General features: G+C 64.8%; 19 protein-coding genes. 9 read left to right on the top strand and 10 right to left on the bottom strand.

The window, feature by feature from the left end; genetic code table 11:
• Positions 1–78 precede the first annotated feature (78 nt).
• Genes QAZ22_RS12270 through QAZ22_RS12230 form a run of 9 tightly spaced genes read left to right on the top strand, consistent with a single transcriptional unit; the run spans position 79 to position 7,970 of the window.
• The gene (locus QAZ22_RS12270; RefSeq protein ID WP_278207012.1) at positions 79–975 is read left to right on the top strand and encodes a sugar ABC transporter permease; all 897 of its coding nucleotides are present in this window, start codon (positions 79–81) and stop codon (positions 973–975) included.
• 2 nt (positions 976–977) lie between these two features.
• Positions 978–1,844: a carbohydrate ABC transporter permease gene (locus QAZ22_RS12265; protein WP_278207011.1), complete on the top strand. Its 867-nt coding sequence runs from the start codon at positions 978–980 to the stop codon at positions 1,842–1,844.
• A 4-nt stretch (positions 1,845–1,848) separates the two neighbouring features.
• A complete protein-coding gene (ugpC, locus tag QAZ22_RS12260; RefSeq protein ID WP_278207010.1) occupies positions 1,849–2,946 on the top strand; it encodes a sn-glycerol-3-phosphate ABC transporter ATP-binding protein UgpC in 1,098 nt (365 codons plus the stop codon).
• Between the two features lie 2 nt (positions 2,947–2,948).
• Positions 2,949–4,070: a mandelate racemase/muconate lactonizing enzyme family protein gene (locus tag QAZ22_RS12255; protein WP_278207009.1), complete on the top strand. Its 1,122-nt coding sequence runs from the start codon at positions 2,949–2,951 to the stop codon at positions 4,068–4,070.
• Position 4,071: 1 nt separating this feature from the next.
• Entirely contained in the window at positions 4,072–4,401 is a 330-nt protein-coding gene (locus QAZ22_RS12250) for an L-rhamnose mutarotase (protein WP_278207008.1), read from the top strand.
• Entirely contained in the window at positions 4,394–5,467 is a 1,074-nt protein-coding gene (locus QAZ22_RS12245) for a Gfo/Idh/MocA family oxidoreductase (RefSeq protein WP_278207007.1), read from the top strand. The genes QAZ22_RS12250 and QAZ22_RS12245 overlap by 8 nt, the downstream gene beginning before the upstream one ends.
• A gap of 8 nt (positions 5,468–5,475) precedes the next feature.
• Positions 5,476–5,955 (top strand): MaoC/PaaZ C-terminal domain-containing protein, encoded by a 480-nt coding sequence (locus QAZ22_RS12240; RefSeq protein ID WP_278207006.1) that lies wholly within the window; start codon positions 5,476–5,478, stop codon positions 5,953–5,955.
• Positions 5,948–6,679: an SDR family oxidoreductase gene (locus QAZ22_RS12235; protein ID WP_278207004.1), complete on the top strand. Its 732-nt coding sequence runs from the start codon at positions 5,948–5,950 to the stop codon at positions 6,677–6,679. The genes QAZ22_RS12240 and QAZ22_RS12235 overlap by 8 nt, the downstream gene beginning before the upstream one ends.
• Before the next feature lie 13 nt (positions 6,680–6,692).
• Complete coding sequence (locus QAZ22_RS12230) at positions 6,693–7,970, top strand: L-fuconate dehydratase (RefSeq protein ID WP_278207003.1); 1,278 nt, start codon at positions 6,693–6,695, stop codon at positions 7,968–7,970.
• A gap of 78 nt (positions 7,971–8,048) precedes the next feature.
• Here the strand turns inward: QAZ22_RS12230 and doeB are convergent, their stop codons facing one another.
• The 10 genes from doeB to ehuA all read right to left on the bottom strand — a co-directional run bounded on the left by doeB (position 8,049) and on the right by ehuA (position 17,697).
• Positions 8,049–9,050 (bottom strand): N(2)-acetyl-L-2,4-diaminobutanoate deacetylase DoeB, encoded by a 1,002-nt coding sequence (gene doeB, locus QAZ22_RS12225; RefSeq protein ID WP_278207001.1) that lies wholly within the window; start codon positions 9,048–9,050, stop codon positions 8,049–8,051.
• A gap of 4 nt (positions 9,051–9,054) precedes the next feature.
• A complete protein-coding gene (doeA, locus tag QAZ22_RS12220) occupies positions 9,055–10,233 on the bottom strand; it encodes an ectoine hydrolase DoeA (protein ID WP_278207000.1) in 1,179 nt (392 codons plus the stop codon).
• Between the two features lie 38 nt (positions 10,234–10,271).
• A complete protein-coding gene (locus QAZ22_RS12215; RefSeq protein ID WP_278206999.1) occupies positions 10,272–11,264 on the bottom strand; it encodes a cyclodeaminase in 993 nt (330 codons plus the stop codon).
• A complete protein-coding gene (gene eutB / locus QAZ22_RS12210; RefSeq protein ID WP_278206997.1) occupies positions 11,261–12,253 on the bottom strand; it encodes a hydroxyectoine utilization dehydratase EutB in 993 nt (330 codons plus the stop codon). The genes QAZ22_RS12215 and eutB overlap by 4 nt, the downstream gene beginning before the upstream one ends.
• Before the next feature lie 48 nt (positions 12,254–12,301).
• Positions 12,302–13,405: an ISAs1 family transposase gene (locus QAZ22_RS12205; RefSeq protein WP_278204614.1), complete on the bottom strand. Its 1,104-nt coding sequence runs from the start codon at positions 13,403–13,405 to the stop codon at positions 12,302–12,304.
• A gap of 238 nt (positions 13,406–13,643) precedes the next feature.
• Positions 13,644–14,420 carry an ectoine utilization protein EutA gene (gene eutA, locus QAZ22_RS12200; protein WP_278207822.1) on the bottom strand — a complete coding sequence of 259 codons (777 nt, stop codon included), beginning with the start codon at positions 14,418–14,420 and terminating at the stop codon, positions 13,644–13,646.
• A gap of 5 nt (positions 14,421–14,425) precedes the next feature.
• Positions 14,426–15,085, bottom strand: coding sequence for an ectoine/hydroxyectoine ABC transporter permease subunit EhuD (ehuD, locus tag QAZ22_RS12195; protein ID WP_278206996.1), 660 nt, complete (start codon positions 15,083–15,085; stop codon positions 14,426–14,428).
• A 16-nt stretch (positions 15,086–15,101) separates the two neighbouring features.
• Complete coding sequence (gene ehuC, locus QAZ22_RS12190; protein WP_278206995.1) at positions 15,102–15,761, bottom strand: ectoine/hydroxyectoine ABC transporter permease subunit EhuC; 660 nt, start codon at positions 15,759–15,761, stop codon at positions 15,102–15,104.
• 193 nt (positions 15,762–15,954) lie between these two features.
• A complete protein-coding gene (gene ehuB / locus QAZ22_RS12185; protein ID WP_278074437.1) occupies positions 15,955–16,806 on the bottom strand; it encodes an ectoine/hydroxyectoine ABC transporter substrate-binding protein EhuB in 852 nt (283 codons plus the stop codon).
• Positions 16,807–16,911: 105 nt separating this feature from the next.
• On the bottom strand, positions 16,912–17,697 hold the full coding sequence (gene ehuA, locus QAZ22_RS12180) for an ectoine/hydroxyectoine ABC transporter ATP-binding protein EhuA (protein WP_278206993.1): 786 nt from the start codon (positions 17,695–17,697) through the stop codon (positions 16,912–16,914).
• Positions 17,698–17,714: the final 17 nt, after the last annotated feature.

The raw sequence follows: 17,714 nt of genomic DNA, 5'->3' as shown, positions 1-17,714 counted from the left end.
TGTGGCCGGCGCCGCTTTTGACCGATGCGGCCGCCCTGCGATTGGATCGCCGGCCCGCAAGCAATTTTGGGACATTGCATGACGGCCAAGCGGCTTTCCGCGCCAACCCTTCTTCTGCTGCCGGCCGTGCTCGTGCTGGCGGCCGTGGTGGTCGTGCCGCTCTGCCTGTCCTTCTATTCCAGCTTCACGCCGTTCAGGCTGACGCGGCCGGAGACCTTCTTTACCTTCATCGGGCTGCGCAACTATCGCAACATTCTGTCCGACGCGAATTTCTGGTGGGCCTTCGGCCGCACCGTGCTTCTGCTCACCATAGCGCTCAATCTCGAAATGCTGCTGGGGCTCGGCCTGGCGCTGCTGGTCGAGAAGGCCAGCCGCGGCCAGCGGGCGCTGCGCACTATCATGATGTTCCCGATGATGTTCTCGCCGATCCTTGTCGGCTTCCAGTTCAAGTTCATGTTCAACGACAATATCGGGCTGGTGAACAACGCATTGCAGTCGCTGGGCATCACGCAGGACGCGATCCCCTGGCTGATCGAAGGCCATCTCGCCTTCATCGCCATCTCCATCGCCGAGATCTGGTCGTCGACCTCGATCTTCGCGATCCTGATCCTGGCCGGCCTGCTCGCCATGCCGAAGGAGCCGGTCGAGGCGGCGCGCGTCGACGGCTGCACGCCGTGGCAGACCTTCCGCTATGTGACCTGGCCCTTCATCATGCCCTTCGCCTATATCGCCATGACCATCCGCTCGCTCGACGTCGCGCGCGCCTATGACATCGTCAAGATTATGACTGACGGCGGCCCTGCCGGCCGCACGGAACTTTTGTGGACGCTGGTCGCGCGCACCGCCTACAGCGACGCGCGCATGGGCGTCGCCAACGCGATGGCATATTTTTCGATCCTGCTGTCGATCGTCTTCACCGTCTATTTCTTCAAGAAGCTCGCCGCGGCGCGCACCCAGATCGGCGCGGAGTGGTGAGAATGGACGCCAACGCATCCGCCCGCCTGAAGCGCCGCGCTGCAACCGTCGCGCACCGCGTCGGTCTGTTTCTGGCCATGCTTTTCATCTGCCTGCCCGGCATCTGGATCGTGCTGTCCTCGTTGCGGCCGACGGTCGAGATCCTCGCGAAGCCGCCGGTCTGGATCCCGCAGCAGGTCTCGCTCGACGCCTACATCGCCATGTTCAGCGGCGTCGGCAAGGGCGGCATTCCCGTCCTCGACTATTTCCGCAACTCGCTGATCATTTCGGTGACGTCGACCGTCATTGCCATCGCCATCGGCATGGCCGGCGGCTACGCCTTCGCGCGCTACCGCTTCCGCGGCAAGTCGGCGATGTTCCTCGGGCTGATGCTGACGCGCACCGTGCCCGGCATCGCGCTCTCGCTGCCGCTGTTCTTCGTCTATGCGCGGCTCGACATCATCGACACGCATTTCGGCCTGATCCTGGCCTATGTCGCGCTCAACGTGCCCTTCACCATCTGGCTGATCGACGGCTTCCTCCGCCAGGTGCCGAAGGACCTCGCCGAAGCCGCGCAGATCGATGGCTGCACGCGCTGGCAGGCCTTCTGGCAGGTCGAGTTTCCGCTCGCCGGACCGGGCATCGCGTCAGCCGGCATCTTCGCCTTCCTCACCTCCTGGAACGAGTTTGCGCTGGCTTCCCAGCTGACGCGCTCGATCAATTCCAAGACGCTGCCCGTCGGGCTGCTCGACTACACCGCCGAATTCACCATCGACTGGCGCGGCATGTGCGCGCTCGCCGTGGTGATGATCATTCCGGCGCTCATCCTTACCTTCATCGTGCAAAAACACCTCGTCGGCGGCCTGACTTCCGGCGCGGTGAAAGGTTGATCCGATGGCGATTGTCTCGCTCAAGAAACTCACCAAGCGTTACGGCAATATGGAGATCGTGCATGGCATAGACCTCGACGTTGCCGACCGCGAGTTCATAGCGCTCGTCGGGCCGTCGGGTTGCGGCAAGTCGACCACGCTGCGCATGATCGCGGGGCTGGAGGACATCTCCGGCGGCACGATCGAGATCGGCGGCCGCGTTGTCAACGACCTGCCGCCGCGCTCGCGCAACATCTCGATGGTGTTCCAGTCCTACGCGCTCTATCCGCACATGACGGTGCGCGAGAATCTCGGCTTCTCGCTGAAGATCGCCGGTGCGCCGAAGGAGGAGATGGACCGCCGTGTCGCCGAGGCCTCGGCCATTCTCGGCCTCGACGCGCTGCTGGAGCGCCGCCCTTCGCAGCTCTCCGGCGGCCAGCGCCAGCGCGTCGCCATGGGCCGCGCGATCGTGCGCGATCCGGACGTCTTCCTGTTCGACGAGCCGCTCTCGAATCTCGACGCCAAGCTCCGCACCCAGATGCGCACCGAGATCAAGAAGCTGCACGCCAAGGTGAAATCCACCGTCATCTACGTCACGCACGACCAGGTCGAGGCGATGACGCTGGCCGACCGCATCGTCATCATGCGCGACGGCTATATCGAGCAGGTCGGCACGCCGGACGAAGTCTTCCAGCGGCCGGCGACGCGCTTCGTCGCGGGCTTCATCGGCTCGCCGCCAATGAACCTGCAGGAGGCGACAGTCGACGACGGCAAGGTCGTCTTCGCCAGCGGCCAGAGCCTGCCGTTGCCCGGTCGGTTCAAAGGCAGGGTAAGCGCCGGCGATAAAGTGGTGTTCGGCCTGCGCCCCGACGATCTCTATCCGGCCGGCCACGGCTTGCATTCCGGCGACGCGGCGGACGTTTATGAGACGGAGCTGCCGGTGACGGTGACGGAGCCGCTCGGCAACGAAACGCTGGTTTTCGCCGACTTCGACCGCCGCGACTGGGTCTCGCGCATGCTGAACCCTCGGCCTCTGAAGGCGGGCGACCGTGTCGTGATGCACTTCGACCTGTCGCAGGCGCATCTCTTTTCCGCCGAAACCGGTAAATCCTTGAGGAGCTGACGATGGCGAAGATCGAGAAAGTCGAGCTTGCAATGGTCGATCTGGTGCCGAAGGTGAAGCGCACCGACGCGATCCAGAGTTTCGTCAGCCAGGAAACTCCGATCGTCACCATCACCGACGCCGACGGCGCGGTCGGCATGGGCTATTCCTACACGATCGGCACCGGTGGCTCTTCGGTGATGCGGCTTCTGGCCGATCACCTGGCGCCGCGCCTGGTCGGGGAGGATGCCGACCGGATCGAGGCCATCTGGCACGATCTCGAATTCGCGACCCATGCCACGACCATCGGCGCCATCACGGGCATCGCGCTCGCCGCGATCGACACTGCGCTCTGGGATCTGCGGGCGCGGAAGCAGAAGCTGCCGCTCTGGAAGCTTGCCGGCGGCACCAAGGACCGCTGCCCGCTCTACACCACCGAAGGCGGCTGGCTGCACATCGAGACGGAAGCGCTCGTCGAGGACGCGGTAGCCGCCAAGGCGAAAGGCTTCAGCGGCTCCAAAGTCAAGATCGGCAAGCCGCACGGCTCGGAGGACTTCGCCCGGCTTTCGGCCGTGCGAAAGGCTGTCGGCGACGGCTACGAGATCATGACCGACTGCAACCAGGGTTTTTCCGTCGACGAGGCCATCAGGCGCGCCGAGCGGCTGCGCGATCTCGATCTCGCCTGGATCGAGGAGCCGCTGCCCGCGGACGACATCGACGGCCATGTGCGGCTGTCGAATTCGACCGCGACGCCGGTGGCGGTCGGCGAGTCGCTTTATTCGATCCGTCATTTCCGCGAATATATGCAGAAGGGCGGCTGCAACGTCGTGCAGGTCGATGTCGGCCGCATCGGTGGCATCACGCCCTGGCTGAAGGTGGCGCATATGGCGGAAGCCTTCGACATGCCCGTCTGCCCGCATTTCCTGATGGAACTGCATGTCAGCCTGGCCTGCGCGGTGCCGAACGGCAAATATGTCGAATACATTCCGCAGCTGGACGAGTTGACGGGCAAGAAGATGGTGATCGAAAACGGCCATGCGCTGGCGCCGAGCGAGCCGGGCCTCGGCATCGACTGGGATTTCGACGCGCTCAAGGCGCGCAGCATCGCCGAATTCGACGTCACCGTCACCGGACGGAGGGATTGAGATGCAGCGAATGGGCATGGTGCTCGGCCTCAAGCCGGAGAAGGTCGAGGAATATGCGCGCCTGCACGCCGCCGTGTGGCCGGACGTGCTCAAGATGATCTCGGCCTGCAACATCAAGAACTACTCGATCTACCTCAAGCGGCCGGAGAACCTGCTGTTCTCCTATTTCGAGTATCACGGCACCGACTACGCCGCCGACATGGCCAAGATGGCCGCGGACCCCACGACCCAGGAATGGTGGGCGGTCTGCATGCCTTGCCAGGAGCCTTTGCCGACCAGGCAGGAAGGCGAATGGTGGGCGATGATGGATGAAGTCTTCCACCATGACTGACGCTTTCGATCCTCGATCGCTGGCGCAGTCCTGGCCGGCGCCTGCAAAGCCGCGCCCGATCGTCACCTTCGGTGCCGGCTCGATCGTCGGCGACGCGCATTTTCCGGCCTATCGCAAGGCCGGCTTTCCGGTTGCCGGCCTCTACGATCCCGACCATGCCAAGGCCGGAAAACTGGCTGAGCAGTGGGGCGTGACGGCGTTCCGCTCGGTGGACGAGGCGGCCGCCGTCAAGGACGCGATCTTCGATCTGGCGACGCCGCCCGGCCGGCACGCCGAGGTGCTGAAGGCCCTGCCCGACGGTGCGGTCGCATTGATCCAGAAGCCGATGGGCAACTATCTCGGCGAGGCGACCGAGATCCTCGAAATCTGCCGCGCCAAGAAGCTCAAGGCTGCCGTGAATTTCCAGCTCCGCTTCGCGCCGATGATGCTGGCGCTGAAGGACGCGATCGCCAAGGGCTGGCTCGGCGAGGTGGTGGACTTCGACGCCTGGCTGGCGCTCGCGACGCCGTGGCAGCTCTGGGAATTTCTGCTCAAGGCGCCGCGCGTCGAGATCGCCATGCACTCGATCCACTATCTCGACCTGATCCGGCAGTTGTTGGGCGACCCGAAGGGCGTGCATGCCAAGACGCTCGGTCACCCCAATCACAAGGTCGCGCAGACACGCACCAGCGCCATCCTCGACTATGGCGACACGGTGCGCTGCGCGCTTTCGATCAACCACGACCACAAGTTCGGCCGGCGGCATCAGGCCTGCGAGTTCCGCGTCTGCGGCACCGAGGGCGCCGCCTACGTCAAGCTCGGCCTCAATCTCGACTATCCGCGCGGCGAGCCCGACGTGCTCGAGATCTATCCCAAAGGTGGCTCCGACTGGGTCAGCGTGCCGCTCATTGGCGAATGGTTCCCCGACGCCTTCGTCGGGCGCATGGCCAATGTCCAGCGCTTCGCGTCTGGCGAGGACGCCGAGCTGGTCAGTTCCGTCGAGGACGCCTGGAACACGATGGCGCTGGTCGAGGCCGCCTATAAATCGAGCGCCGCGCCGGCGACGCCGCTCTCAGCAAAGCCGTAGGGCACGAGATGGAACAGGTCATCTATTTCGAGGACTACGAGATCGGTTCGTCGCGGCTGACCAGCGGCCGCACCATCACCGAGACGGACTTCGTCGTCCACGCCGGTCACACCGGCGATTTCTTTCCGCACCACATAGACGCCGAGTTCATGAAGACGACGCCCTTCGGCCAGCGCATCGCGCATGGCACGCTCGTCTTCTCGGTCGGCGTCGGCCTGACGGCGAACGTGATCAACCCGGTGGCCTTCTCCTATGGCTACGACAGGCTGCGCTTCATCAAGCCGGTCTTCATCGGCGACACGATCCGCACGCGCACGACGATCGCAGCAAAAGAAGACGATCCGAAACGGCCGGACTCAGGGCGCGTCATCGAGCGCGTCGAGGTCATCAATCAGCGCGACGAAGTCGTACTCGCCGCCGATCATATCTACATCGTCGAACGGCGCCCCCCGGCTCGGCTGAAAGACGGAGACAAACAACATGGCTGATCTTACGGGGAAAATCGTTGTCGTAACCGCGGCGGCGCAGGGCATCGGTCGGGCAAGCGCGCTGGCCTTTGCCGAGGCTGGCGCCACTGTCCACGCCACCGACATCAACGAAGCCGCGCTGGCCGAGCTCGGCGGCCATAAAGCGATCGTAACCCGCAAGCTCGATGTGCTGAACGACGAGGCCGTGAAGGCCGCCTTCGCCGAGATCGGCCGCGTCGACGTGCTGTTCAACTGCGCCGGCTTCGTCCATTCCGGCTCGATCCTCGACATGAAGGACGAGGACCTCGACTTCGCCTTCAATCTCAATGTGCGCGCCATGATCCGCACCATCCGCGCCGTGCTGCCCGGTATGCTGGAGCGCGGCGACGGCGCGATCATCAACATGTCCTCGGTCGCCGGCGCGCCGAAGGGTGTGCCGAACCGCTTCGCCTATGGCGTGACCAAGGCGGCCGTGATCGGCCTCACCAAGTCGATCGCGGCCGACTACGTCGCGAGGGGCATCCGCTGCAACGCGATCTGCCCCGGTACGGTGGAGAGCCCGTCGCTCGAAAGCCGCATGCGCGCGCAGGGCGACTACGAAGCGGCTCGCGCGGCCTTCATCGCCCGCCAGCCGATGGGCAGGCTTGGCACGGCTGAGGAGATTGCCGATCTTGCAGTCTATCTCGCCGGCGCCACCTATACGACCGGACAGGCCTACAATATCGACGGCGGCTGGTCGATCTGATGAGGCACCGAGCATGACCCGCATTACCGATCTTCGCGTCTTCGACCTGCGCTTTCCAACCTCGCAAAACCTCGACGGGTCAGACGCGATGAACCCCGACCCGGATTATTCCGCAGCCTACGTCATCCTCGACACCGACGTGCCCTCGCTGAAGGGCCACGGGCTCACCTTCACCATCGGCCGCGGCAACGAGATCTGCTGCGCGGCGATCGAGGCGCTGCGCCATCTCGTCGTCGGACTCGACCTCGACTGGGTCAGAGAGGATCCCGGCCGTTTCTGGCATCACGTGACCGGCGACAGCCAGTTGCGCTGGATCGGCCCGGACAAGGGGGCCATGCATCTCGCCGTCGGCGCGGTGGTCAATGCGGTCTGGGACCTGTGGGCGAAGGAAGCCGGCAAGCCAGTCTGGCGCCTGGTCGCCGAGATGAGCCCCGAAGAGATCGTGCGCATCGTCGACTTCCGCTATCTCACCGATGCGATCACGCCGGCCGAGGCACTGGAGATTCTGAAGCGAGCCGAAGCGGGGAAGGCCGAGCGCATCGCCACGCTCGAGCGCCAAGGCTATGCCTGCTACACCACCTCGGCCGGCTGGCTCGGCTATCCGGACGACAAGCTGCGGCGGCTCTGCCAGGAAGCGGTCGACCAGGGTTTCAACCACATCAAGCTGAAAGTCGGCCGCGACCGCGCCGACGACATCCGCCGCCTCAGGATCGCCCGCGAAGTGATCGGTCCGGACCGCTACCTGATGATCGACGCCAACCAGGTCTGGGAGGTCGACCAGGCGATCGATTGGCTGCGCGATCTCGCCTTCGCCAGGCCCTTCTTCATCGAGGAGCCGACCAGTCCGGACGACGTCGCCGGCCATGCCAAGATCCGCAAGGCGGTGGCGCCGATCAAGGTCGCGACCGGCGAGATGTGCCAGAACCGCATCATGTTCAAGCAGTTCATCGCCGGCGGCGCCATTGACGTCGTGCAGATCGATTCCTGCCGCATGGGCGGGCTGAACGAGGTGCTGGCCGTCCTGCTGATCGCCGCCAAGTTCGGCCTGCCGGTCTGGCCGCATGCCGGCGGCGTGGGCTTGTGCGAATATGTCCAGCATCTTTCGATGATCGACTATGTCGCTGTTTCCGGCACCAAGCAGGGCCGAGTGATCGAATATGTCGATCACCTGCACGAGCATTTCCTCGAGCCCTGCGTCATCGAGAACGCGGCTTATATGCCGCCGGCGGCGCCGGGCTTCTCGATCGAGATGAAGCCCGACTCCATTGCCGCCTACCAGTTCCACGGTTGAACGCGAGTCGTACGCAGGCAGTTGGGCTTGCGCACGACTCGCTTTCTCAAACGCTCTGCATGACAGGTGACGCCGCGATCAGTCGACCTCGACGGCAAGCACCGAGACACAATCGCCGGCCTTGACCAGGCCAGGGAAATGGCGCGCGGCCAGCAGGCCCGACATCCTTGCCCTGATCTCCTGTGGCGCCATGCCGGTACGGCCGGTTGAATGGATGCGCGCCACGACCTGGCCCTCGTCCACTTTCTCGCCAAGGTCGACCATGGTCTCAATCATGCCGTCGTCCTCGGCGAAGGCAAAGCAATCGCCCGAGGGCATGTCGAGCCACTGGGTTCTGCCCTTCTCGACCGCACCAGCGACGATTCCGGCATGGCGTAGCACGTTGAGCACGCCGCGGCGTGCGATGCGCACCGTCTCGGCCCGTGACGTGCCGCCGCCACCGAGCTCGGTGGTGACGAAGACCTTGCCCATTTCCTCGGCCGCCGTGTCATACATGCCGACCGTGTCGATCTCGGTCATGCGCATCGAGAACGGCGCCGAAAAGGCCTCGACCGCCGCGAAGGCTTTCTTTTCCTGCGCCTTGTCGGGCAGCGTGTGCGCGGCACAGAACGGCACGAAATCCAACGTCCTTCCGCCGGAGTGGAAGTCGAACACGATGTCCGCCCGCGGCAGCAATTCGCGTTGGAAATAGTCGGCTATCTTCTCCGTCACCGTGCCGTCGGGCCGGCCGGGGAAGCTGCGGTTCATGTTGCCCTTGTCGATCGGCGACGTGCGCGTGCCGGCGCGGAACGCCGGATAGTTCATCGCCGGCACGATGATGACCGTGCCGGTGACGTTGTTCGGGTCGAGGGTGCGGGCGAGCTCGTAGAGCGCCAGCGGCCCCTCATATTCGTCGCCGTGATTGCCGCCGGTGAGCAGCGCCGCCGGCCCCTTGCCGTTGCGGATCACGCAGGCTGGGATCATCACCGAACCCCAGGCCGAATCGTCGCGGCTGTAAGGCAGGCGCAGGAAGCCGTGCTGCACGCCGTCGCGCTCGAAGTCGACGGTCGGCGTGATCGGAGATGGACGCAGAGCTGACATTGCCTCAATCCTTCACGAACAGCTTGCGCGGCACGTTGGCCAGGCATTCGACGCCGGTCTCGGTGATCAGGATCGACTCGGTGATCTCCAGTCCCATCGTCTCCAGCCACAGACCCGTCATGAAATGGAAGGTCATGCCGGGCTTGAGCTCGGTGCGGTCGCCGGGGCGGAGGCTCATCGTACGCTCGCCCCAGTCCGGCGGATAGGAGATGCCGATCGGGTAGCCGGTGCGGTTGTCCTTGACGATGCCGTACTTCTTCAGCACCGCGAAGAAGGCGTTGGCGATGTCCTCGCAGGCGTTGCCCGGCTTCGTCGCGGCAAGGCCTGCTTCCATGCCTTCCAGCGTCGCCTTCTCGGCGTCGAGGAAGGCCTGCGTCGGCTTACCGAGGAAGACGGTGCGCGATAGCGGGCAATGGTAGCGATTGTAGCAGCCGGCGATCTCGAAGAACGTGCCCTCGCCCGCCTTCATCGGCTTGTCGTCCCAGGTGAGATGCGGCGCCGAAGCGTCGGCGCCCGACGGCAACAGCGGCACGATCGCCGGATAGTCGCCGCCGATGCCTTCGACGCCGCGCGTGCCGGCATCGTAGATCTCGGCGACCAGATCGCATTTGCGCATGCCGACCTCTATCTTGTCGACGATGCGCTTATGCATGGCCTCGACGATGCGCGCGGCCTTGCGCATGTAGTCGATCTCGGTCGCGCTCTTCACCGCGCGTTGCCAGTTGACCAGCGCGGTGGCGTCGACGAACCGGGCGTTGGGCAGGTGCTTCTGCAGCGAGGCGAAGGCCGCGGCGGAGAACCAGTAATTGTCCATCTCGACGCCGATGGTGAGCTTGTCCCAGCGGCGCTCGGCCAGCACGGCGGCGAGGTAGTCCATCGGGTGCCGTTCGGTCGACTGCACATAGTGATCGGCGTAGCCGATGATGTTGTCATGCGCGAGATAGGCGGTGCGCTTGGCGCCGTTGGCGTCCTGGCCGCGGCCATACCAGACCGGCTCGCCCGAAGGCGGCACGATGACCGCTTGATGCACATAGAAGGACCAGCCGTCATAGCCGGTCAGCCAGGCCATGTTGGAGGGATCGCTGACGATCAGCAGGTCGACCCCCTTGGCCTGCATGGCTTTCCGCGTCTTGGCGAGGCGATCGGCAAATTCGCTTCGCGAGAATTTCAGGTTTGGCTGCATTTTGTTGGTCCTCGTTTTTTGGGCCTTTACGGCCAGCATCAGCTTTCCAAAATCGTTCCCGCCTTCGCCGCCCGTGCACGGTCGCGGGCCAAAGTGGCGATCGCGGTGTCCTGCACGCCGGTGCCGGTGAGGTCGGCAATGGTGATGTCGCCGTCCGAGCGTCGGCCGTGCTTCTTCTCGGCGATGATCTGGCCGAGTTCGGTGACTTCGGCGTCGGCGGCCATCACGCCGGCCTCGATGGCGTGGTGGAGTTCGCCGAGACGCCGCGTCTGCTTCGCGCTGTCGGCGACATAGAGATCGGCCAGGCGAAGGATCGCCGGCGCGATCTCGTTCTTGTGCTCGGCGTCCGAGCCCATGGCGGTGATGTGCTGGCCGGCCGAGACGAACCCGGCCTTGATCAGCGGTTCGGTCGACGGCGTGGTGGTGACGATGATGTCGGCATCGGCCGCCGCCTTCGCCGCGTCCGGCTCGGCGCGCACCATGATGCCAAGCCTTTCGCGCAGGCGGGCGGCGGTCGCCTCGCCCTTGGCGGCGTCGCGCGCCCAGATGCGCGCTTCCTCGATCGGCCTGACAAGGCGCAAGGCTTCCAATTGCAGGCCGGCCTGCAAGCCGGCACCGAAGATCGCGGCTACGCTGGACTCTTCGCGCGACAGATGCTTGGCCGCGACAGCGCCGGCGGCCGCCGTGCGGACATCAGTCAGATAGCCGTTGTCGAGCAGCAGCGCCTCGACTACGCCGGTCTTTGCTGAAAGCAGCACCATCATGCCGCCGCCGCTCGGCAGGCCGAGCTTCGGATTGTCGAAGAAGCCGGAGCTTATCTTGACGGCGAAGCCGTCTATGCCGGGCACATAGGCGGACTTCACGTCGACCTCGCCGCGATGCTCGTGAATGTCGAGCCTCAAGATCGGCGGCATCACCACTTGCTTCGTGGCAAGAGCGCGGAAGGCATTCTCGACGCAGGCGACGGCGTCGAGATCGAGCGTCACGATCTTGCGCAGTTCCGCTTCGGTGAGGATGGTCATGCGGCTCATGCGGCGCTCTCCTCCAGTGCAGGGTCGCCGCAGACGATGCGGCGATGCAGGCTCATGTCGATATTGCGGCCGGACAGGATGAGGACGATCGGGCCTTTCGCCTTCACCTTTCCGGCAAGCAGCGCGCCGATGCCGACGGCGCCCGCGCCTTCGATGATCTCGCGCTCTTCCTCATAGGCATGGCGGATGCCGGCGGCGATCTCCTCCTCTGAAAGCAGGACGACGTCGTCGAGCAGGTCGCGGCACATGGCGAAGGTCAGGCGGTTGTCGAGACCGATGCCGCCGCCTAGCGAATCCGCGAGCGTCGGCAGTTCCTCGACCTGCACCGGCCGACCGGCATCGAGGCTTGCCTTCATTGCGGCGCCTCGCTCCATCGAGATGCCGATGACGCTGGTGCTCGGGCTCACACCCTTGACGGCCGCGGCGACGCCGGCCGCCAATCCACCGCCGGAGAGCGGCACCAGCACGCTTGCCGCGTCCGGAACCTGTTCCATGATCTCCAATCCCAGCGTGCCTTGCCCGGCGACGATGTCCGGGTGGTCGAAGGGCGGCAGCATGACGAGGCCCTCCTCCGCGACCAACCTGTCGACCTCCTGCTGTGCATCGTCCTGGCTGTTGCCGACGATGCGGATATCCGCACCGAGAGGACGGATGGCATCGAGCTTGTTCTCGGGCACCAGCTTCGACATGCAGATCACCGCGCGCATGCCTTCGAGCATGGCCGCATGCGCGAGCGCGCGGCCGTGATTGCCGGTCGATGCCGCGACGACGCCGCGCGATCTCTCCTGCGGGCTCAGCGCGGCGATGGCGTTGGACGCGCCGCGCAGTTTGAACGCGCCGGTGGTCTGGTGATGCTCCAGCTTGAGGTGGACGGGATGGCCTGCGCGATCGGAGAGGCTTTGCGACAGCACGACCGGCGTACGCTCGACCTTGTTGGCGATACGCTCGCGGGCGGTACGGATGTCCGCGAAGGCGACGGCGCGCGTCATCGGGCGACCCCCTCTGGCCTGCCGGCCATCTCCCCCTCAAGGGCAGGGCTATCGCATATGAGTGAAGAGGCGGAGGAGGTCTTGATCGGCCCATCGTGCCTTGAGTCGTTTGTGGCTGAGAGGAATGTTTTCGGGATCGGCTCTGAGAACATTGAGCGTGAGGCGGCGCAGTATGGCGTGGTTGGCGGCCGAGTTGTTCTTGCGACCCCTGAGTTGATCTTCGCCGAGCAGGACGTCGAGTTGCCAGTGCAGGTCATTCTCGATGCTCCAGTGGCGGCGTACTGTGGCGAGCAGTTCGCGTGCCGGCATTTTGCGCGACAGTGCATAGCAGCGGACCTTGTGTGTGGTCTTGCCCTTGACGGTGCGCCAGCTTTCGACACGGCCGATGGCGCAAAGGTCGACGAGGGCATTCTTGCCCGGCGTCTGTGCGAAGGGAATGACGAAAGCGCGCCGTACCTCGTGACGACCATGCGCCTCCTCTTCGGTCTGATGGAACTTGGTTGCTTTGCTGGCCGCCGCCTTGTCGAGTGCGGCGTTGGCTTCGGTGGCCAGTTTCGACTGGTTGCCCTTGATGGCGATGACGTAGTGGCCGCCGCCCTCGCGCACGGTCTTGGTCATGCGCCGATGGCAGTGCAAGGCATCGGCGGTGACGGTCAACCCCTTGAGCGACAACAGTTCGAGCGCCGCGATCGCGGCCTGCACCTCGCCGCCCTCCTGGGCCACGGTCTGGGCCAGGCTCATGAAGGTGTCGCAGCCAAAGGCGGTCACCACCAGCGGCGGCATATGCGAGCGACCCTTGGCGTAGGCGCGTCTGAGGCTCTTGCCGTCGATGGCGACCTGGCCTGTCGGCGCATCGATGCGCGCTTGCGCGCCGAACGCGGCCATGAAGCGCATGAAGGCCTCGTTGAGGGCGACAGGATCGAGAGCCGCCAGCACCCGGCTGAAGGTGTCGTGGCTGGGCGCGCCGCGTTCGAGCGGGATGAACTGCCGCAACAGATCGAGCCGGTTCTTGGCAAACAACTCCATTTCCGTGCAGTGCGTCGCCCCGCAAAGCACCGCTGCGAGCGCGACGAACAAAATCTCGGGCAACGGGTGCTGCGCGGTCAAGTCCCGCGGATCCGGGACCTCGCCGAATACATCCAGAAACACCATCGCGACCTCCGATCATCCAGAGGGCTCTCAGAATCGATTTCCACATACCGCACAAGAGTCCTTTTCTACTCATGTGCGATTCCCCTGCCCTCAAGGGGGGTGATCCGCGGCTTCGGCACCGTCTCTCTTCCTGCAATGTCGATGATTGGCGAAAGCGTAGCAGCAGCTAATCTCCCCCCTTGAGGGGGAGATGGCCGGCAGGCCAGAAGGGGTCGCTCTTGTACGCAGGACATAATTTTTACTGTCCAAGCGGCTTTGTCATCAGCCGGCCGAACTCCGGCCGCGGCGCGTCATCGCCGCAGAGCCGCAGGCAATTCCAGGCGCTGGCCTGGTTGCTGGTGACAACCGGGCGTCCGATCGCCTCTTCCATGCCCGGAACGGCAAGCGCCGCGCGCAATGCCGTGCACGAGACGAACAGCGCGTCGGCCTGGGCATGCATGGCCTTGCGCGCCAGCTCGACGAGGGAGGCAGGCTTGATCCGCGCCATCTCGCGGTCGTCCTCGAATCCGAGGCAGGTGAAGCTCTCGATATCGAAGCCGTGCGCGGCGAAATAGGTCGCCATCGGCCGGCTGGTCTCGACGGTGTAAGGCGTGAGAATGCTGATCCGCTTCACCCCGAAAGCCTTAAGGCCGCGTACGCCCGCCATCGGTGGCGTGACCACGGGAACGTTCGGTTTGGCCGCCTGGATCGCGGCTTCGATCTCGGCGTCGCCGATCACCACGGAGGCCGAGGTACAGGAGTAACAGATGGCGTCGAGCGGCTCGTCCGGCAGGATCAGCGCCGCGCCCGCCGAAAGCTGCGGCTGCATCTTGCGCAAATTCTCCGGCGTCGTCGGATTGGCATAGGGAATGCGCGCGACATAGACGCCGATCCGTTCGCTCGCCACCATGCGGCGGAAGTCGACCTCGCTGGTGTGGTCGGTGGCTAGAGCTATCAGACCGACACGTTTTTCCAGCGGACGCGCATCGAGGGCGGGCCGGCTCGGCGCCAGCCGGATTTCGGGCAACGGTTTCATGACTTTCATCTTTCGATCCTGCCGTAGCGGTGCTCCAGCCAGCGCAAAAATACGACGGAGCAGAGGCTGATGACGAGGAAGAAGGCGCCGACCAGCGTCATCGGCTCGATGTAGCGATAGTAGCTGTTGGCCACGCTCTTGGCCTGGTTCATCAGCTCCAGCACGGTGATCGCAGAAAGCAGCGGCGTCTCCTTGAACATGGCGATGAAATAGTTGGCCAGAGCCGGGATCATCGGCGGGATCGCCTGCGGCAGGATGACATGCGTCCAGGTGTGGTGGCCACTCAGGTTGCAGGCCTTGGCGGCCTCCCACTGGCCGCGCGGCACATTGTCGATGCCGGCGCGATAAACCTCTGCCGTATAGGTGCCGTAGTGCAGGCCAAGCCCGATGACGCCGGCCACCAGAGGCGGCAACAGGATGCCGAAATCGGGCAGCACGTAGAAGATGAAGTAGAGCTGCACCAGGAGCGGCGTGCCGCGGATGAATTCGGCGAACCAGCCGACGCTGCGCGACACCGCCCGGTTCGGCGAGCGCCGCGCCAGCGCTATTGCCAGGCCGACGATGGCGGCCAGGACCGACCCGAGCACCGTCGCCAGGATCGTGATCTTCACGCCCTGGATCAGGGTCGGCATGATCTGCCGGACGAAGTCCCAATCCCATTCCATTACTTGGCCCACTCCATCAGACACGCACTCCGTCGAGGCCGCGCGCCATGCGGCGCTCCAGCGAACGCACGCCCCAGGAAATGATCAGCGCCAGCACGAAATAGATGACGAGCACCGAGACGAAGGGCATCAGCGTGCTGCCGGTCTGCGAGCGTACCACCTGCGCCTGGAAGGTGAGATCGGCGAGCGAGATCAGCGACACGACCGAGGTCGCCTTGAGCAGTTCGATCGCATTGTTGCCGAAGGTCGGCAGCATGACCAGCAGCGCTTGCGGCAGGATCACGTGGCGCATGCCTTGCCAGCGGCCGAGATTGAGCGCCGTGCAGGCTTCGTACTGCTCGCGGCCGATCGACAGTATGGCGCCGCGCACGACCTCGGCGGCATAGGCGCCGACATTGAGCCCCAGCGCCAGCACGCCGGCCTGGAGCGGCGTCAGCGACAGGCCGGCGAAGGGCAGCACGAAATAGGCCCAGAACAGCTGCACGAAGATCGACGTGCCGCGGAAGAACTCGATATAGGTCGTGGCCAACGCCCGAATAATGAAGAAGCGCGACACGCGGCCCATGCCGGCGAGGAAAGCCATGACGAGCGCCAGCACCGATCCCATCAGCGTCAGCTCGATGGTGACAAGCGCTCCTTGCAATATCAGGCCGAGATAGCCGGACCACTGGGTCATTGGGTTCCAACGTTTGCGGTTTAGGTTCCTTCTCCCCGTTGAACGGGCAGAAGATGCCGGTTCACCCTCCCCAGCTGCTGCGAAGGACGGGCAGGCAGGTGAAGGGCAGCGCTAACCTTGAAATGCTGGCGCCGCCCCTCGTCCGGCCCTTCGGGCCACCTTCTCCCCGCTTGCGGGGAGAAGGCAAAGAGCACTACTTCGCCGCGCAGAGCTTCTCGCGCGTCGTCGACATCGCCGCCTTGGCGGAGAAGCCGTAGGGCTCGATGATCTTGGCGAACTCGCCGGACTTCTTCATCTTGGCGAGCTCGACGTCATAGGCGTCGCGCAGCGCCTCGTCGCCCTTCTTGAAGGCGGCGCCGTCGCAATAGACGGGTGCGCCCTGCACCGGCGCGATCACTTCGAGGTTCGGGTCATTGGCCTTCTTGACCAGGTCGTTGATCGACAGAACGGGCAGCGAATAGGCGTCGATGCGACCGTCCTGCACCATCTTCAGGCCGCTCTGGCCGTCCGGCACGACGATGACGCGATCACGCGGCACGCCGGCATTGAGCGCCAGCTTCTCCTCGGTGCCGCCGCCGGGCGCGCCGACGGTGGCGGAGCTGTCCTTGGCGATGTCCTCATAGCTCTTGAAGCCCTTCGGATTGCCCTTCTTCACCAGCATCGCCTCGGCATCGCACAGCACCGGCTCGGAATAGGCGACCGCCGCGCAGCGCTCCGGCTTCATGAACAGGCCGGCGGTGACGACGTCGAAGCGGCCGGCCTGCAGGCCGGGGATCATGGCGCCGTATTCGGAGATGGAGGCGACGATGTCATTGACGCCGAGGCGCTTGAAGATCTCGCGCGCCACATCCGGCGCCGCGCCCGAGACCTTGCCGTCGGCGGCGACCGCCGTATAGGGCGGCTCATTGGCGATGGCGACGCGGGCGAAGCCTTGCTGCTTGAGCTGCTCCAGCTTGGCGTCGTCGGCCGAACGCGCACCGGAGGCGACCAACACCGCTGCCACTGCGAGGCCGGCGACGCCAGCCAGAATGCCAAGTTTCTTCATCGTTCCCAACTCCTTGTTTCTATCTTCTTGGTTTGCCCACTTGGGCGTTTGGACCCCGAGGGCGGCTCGTTGCCGGGACGACTTCGTCGCCCGTTTGCATTGCGGTCAGACGCGATGTCCGGCCGCGATGATCTTCTTCAGGAAACCCTGTGTGCGTTCCTGCTTGGGATGGCGGAAAATCTCATCGGGCTTGCCTTCCTCGACGATCCTGCCGCGGTCGAAGAACAGCACCCTGTCGGCGAAATCGTGGGCAAAGCCCATCTCGTGGGTGACGAGCAGCATCGTCATGTCGGTCTCGGCAGCGAGCTTGCGCATGACGTTGAGCACCTCCTCGACCAGTTCGGGATCGAGCGCCGAGGTGACCTCGTCGAACAGCATGATCTTGGGCGACAGCGCCAGCGCCCGGGCGATCGCGACGCGCTGCTTCTGGCCGCCGGAAAGCTGCGCCGGCATCGCCTTGGCCTTGTCGGCCAGCCCCACCATGTCGAGCAGCTCCATCGCCCGCTTTTCGGCGGCAGCGCGCGCCACGCCTTTGGTCAGCATCGGCGCCAGCGTGACGTTGTCCATGACGCATTTGTGCGGGAACAGGTTGAAGAGCTGGAAGACCATGCCGATCTTCTGGCGCATCTTGGCGAGGTGCCGCTCGTCGGCCGGCAGCAACTGACCGTTGCGCTCCGTGTGGTAGAGCTGCTCGCCGTCGATCTGGATGTGGCCGCCGTCGATCTTCTCCAGCGTCATCAGGATGCGCAGGATCGTCGTCTTGCCCGATCCGGACGGGCCGATCAGCGCCAGCTTCTCGCCCGGCATGACCTGCATCGACAGGCCGTCCAGCACCTTGAAGGTGCCGAAGCTCTTCGAAATGGCATCGACCTTGATGATGGGCGCGGGCAATACATTTCCCCGTTCTG

Origin of the sequence: Mesorhizobium sp. WSM4906, assembly GCF_029674625.1 — a bacterium.
GTDB lineage: Bacteria > Pseudomonadota > Alphaproteobacteria > Rhizobiales > Rhizobiaceae > Mesorhizobium.
This window is presented reverse-complemented; position numbering and strand designations above follow the sequence as displayed.

Excerpts from the sequence above, each read along its gene's own strand:
- eutA (WP_278207822.1), bottom strand. The coding sequence starts at position 14,420 with ATGAAACCGTTGCCCGAAATCCGGCTGGCGCCGAGCCGGCCCGCCCTC.
- QAZ22_RS12235 (WP_278207004.1), top strand. The coding sequence starts at position 5,948 with ATGGCTGATCTTACGGGGAAAATCGTTGTCGTAACCGCGGCGGCGCAG.
- doeA (WP_278207000.1), bottom strand. The coding sequence starts at position 10,233 with ATGCAGCCAAACCTGAAATTCTCGCGAAGCGAATTTGCCGATCGCCTC.
- QAZ22_RS12255 (WP_278207009.1), top strand. The coding sequence starts at position 2,949 with ATGGCGAAGATCGAGAAAGTCGAGCTTGCAATGGTCGATCTGGTGCCG.
- QAZ22_RS12245 (WP_278207007.1), top strand. The coding sequence starts at position 4,394 with ATGACTGACGCTTTCGATCCTCGATCGCTGGCGCAGTCCTGGCCGGCG.
- ehuB (WP_278074437.1), bottom strand. The coding sequence starts at position 16,806 with ATGAAGAAACTTGGCATTCTGGCTGGCGTCGCCGGCCTCGCAGTGGCA.
- QAZ22_RS12265 (WP_278207011.1), top strand. The coding sequence starts at position 978 with ATGGACGCCAACGCATCCGCCCGCCTGAAGCGCCGCGCTGCAACCGTC.
- ugpC (WP_278207010.1), top strand. The coding sequence starts at position 1,849 with ATGGCGATTGTCTCGCTCAAGAAACTCACCAAGCGTTACGGCAATATG.
- doeB (WP_278207001.1), bottom strand. The coding sequence starts at position 9,050 with ATGTCAGCTCTGCGTCCATCTCCGATCACGCCGACCGTCGACTTCGAG.
- ehuD (WP_278206996.1), bottom strand. The coding sequence starts at position 15,085 with ATGGAATGGGATTGGGACTTCGTCCGGCAGATCATGCCGACCCTGATC.
- QAZ22_RS12270 (WP_278207012.1), top strand. The coding sequence starts at position 79 with ATGACGGCCAAGCGGCTTTCCGCGCCAACCCTTCTTCTGCTGCCGGCC.
- eutB (WP_278206997.1), bottom strand. The coding sequence starts at position 12,253 with ATGACGCGCGCCGTCGCCTTCGCGGACATCCGTACCGCCCGCGAGCGT.
- QAZ22_RS12230 (WP_278207003.1), top strand. The coding sequence starts at position 6,693 with ATGACCCGCATTACCGATCTTCGCGTCTTCGACCTGCGCTTTCCAACC.
- QAZ22_RS12250 (WP_278207008.1), top strand. The coding sequence starts at position 4,072 with ATGCAGCGAATGGGCATGGTGCTCGGCCTCAAGCCGGAGAAGGTCGAG.
- QAZ22_RS12240 (WP_278207006.1), top strand. The coding sequence starts at position 5,476 with ATGGAACAGGTCATCTATTTCGAGGACTACGAGATCGGTTCGTCGCGG.
- QAZ22_RS12205 (WP_278204614.1), bottom strand. The coding sequence starts at position 13,405 with ATGGTGTTTCTGGATGTATTCGGCGAGGTCCCGGATCCGCGGGACTTG.
- ehuC (WP_278206995.1), bottom strand. The coding sequence starts at position 15,761 with ATGACCCAGTGGTCCGGCTATCTCGGCCTGATATTGCAAGGAGCGCTT.
- QAZ22_RS12215 (WP_278206999.1), bottom strand. The coding sequence starts at position 11,264 with ATGAGCCGCATGACCATCCTCACCGAAGCGGAACTGCGCAAGATCGTG.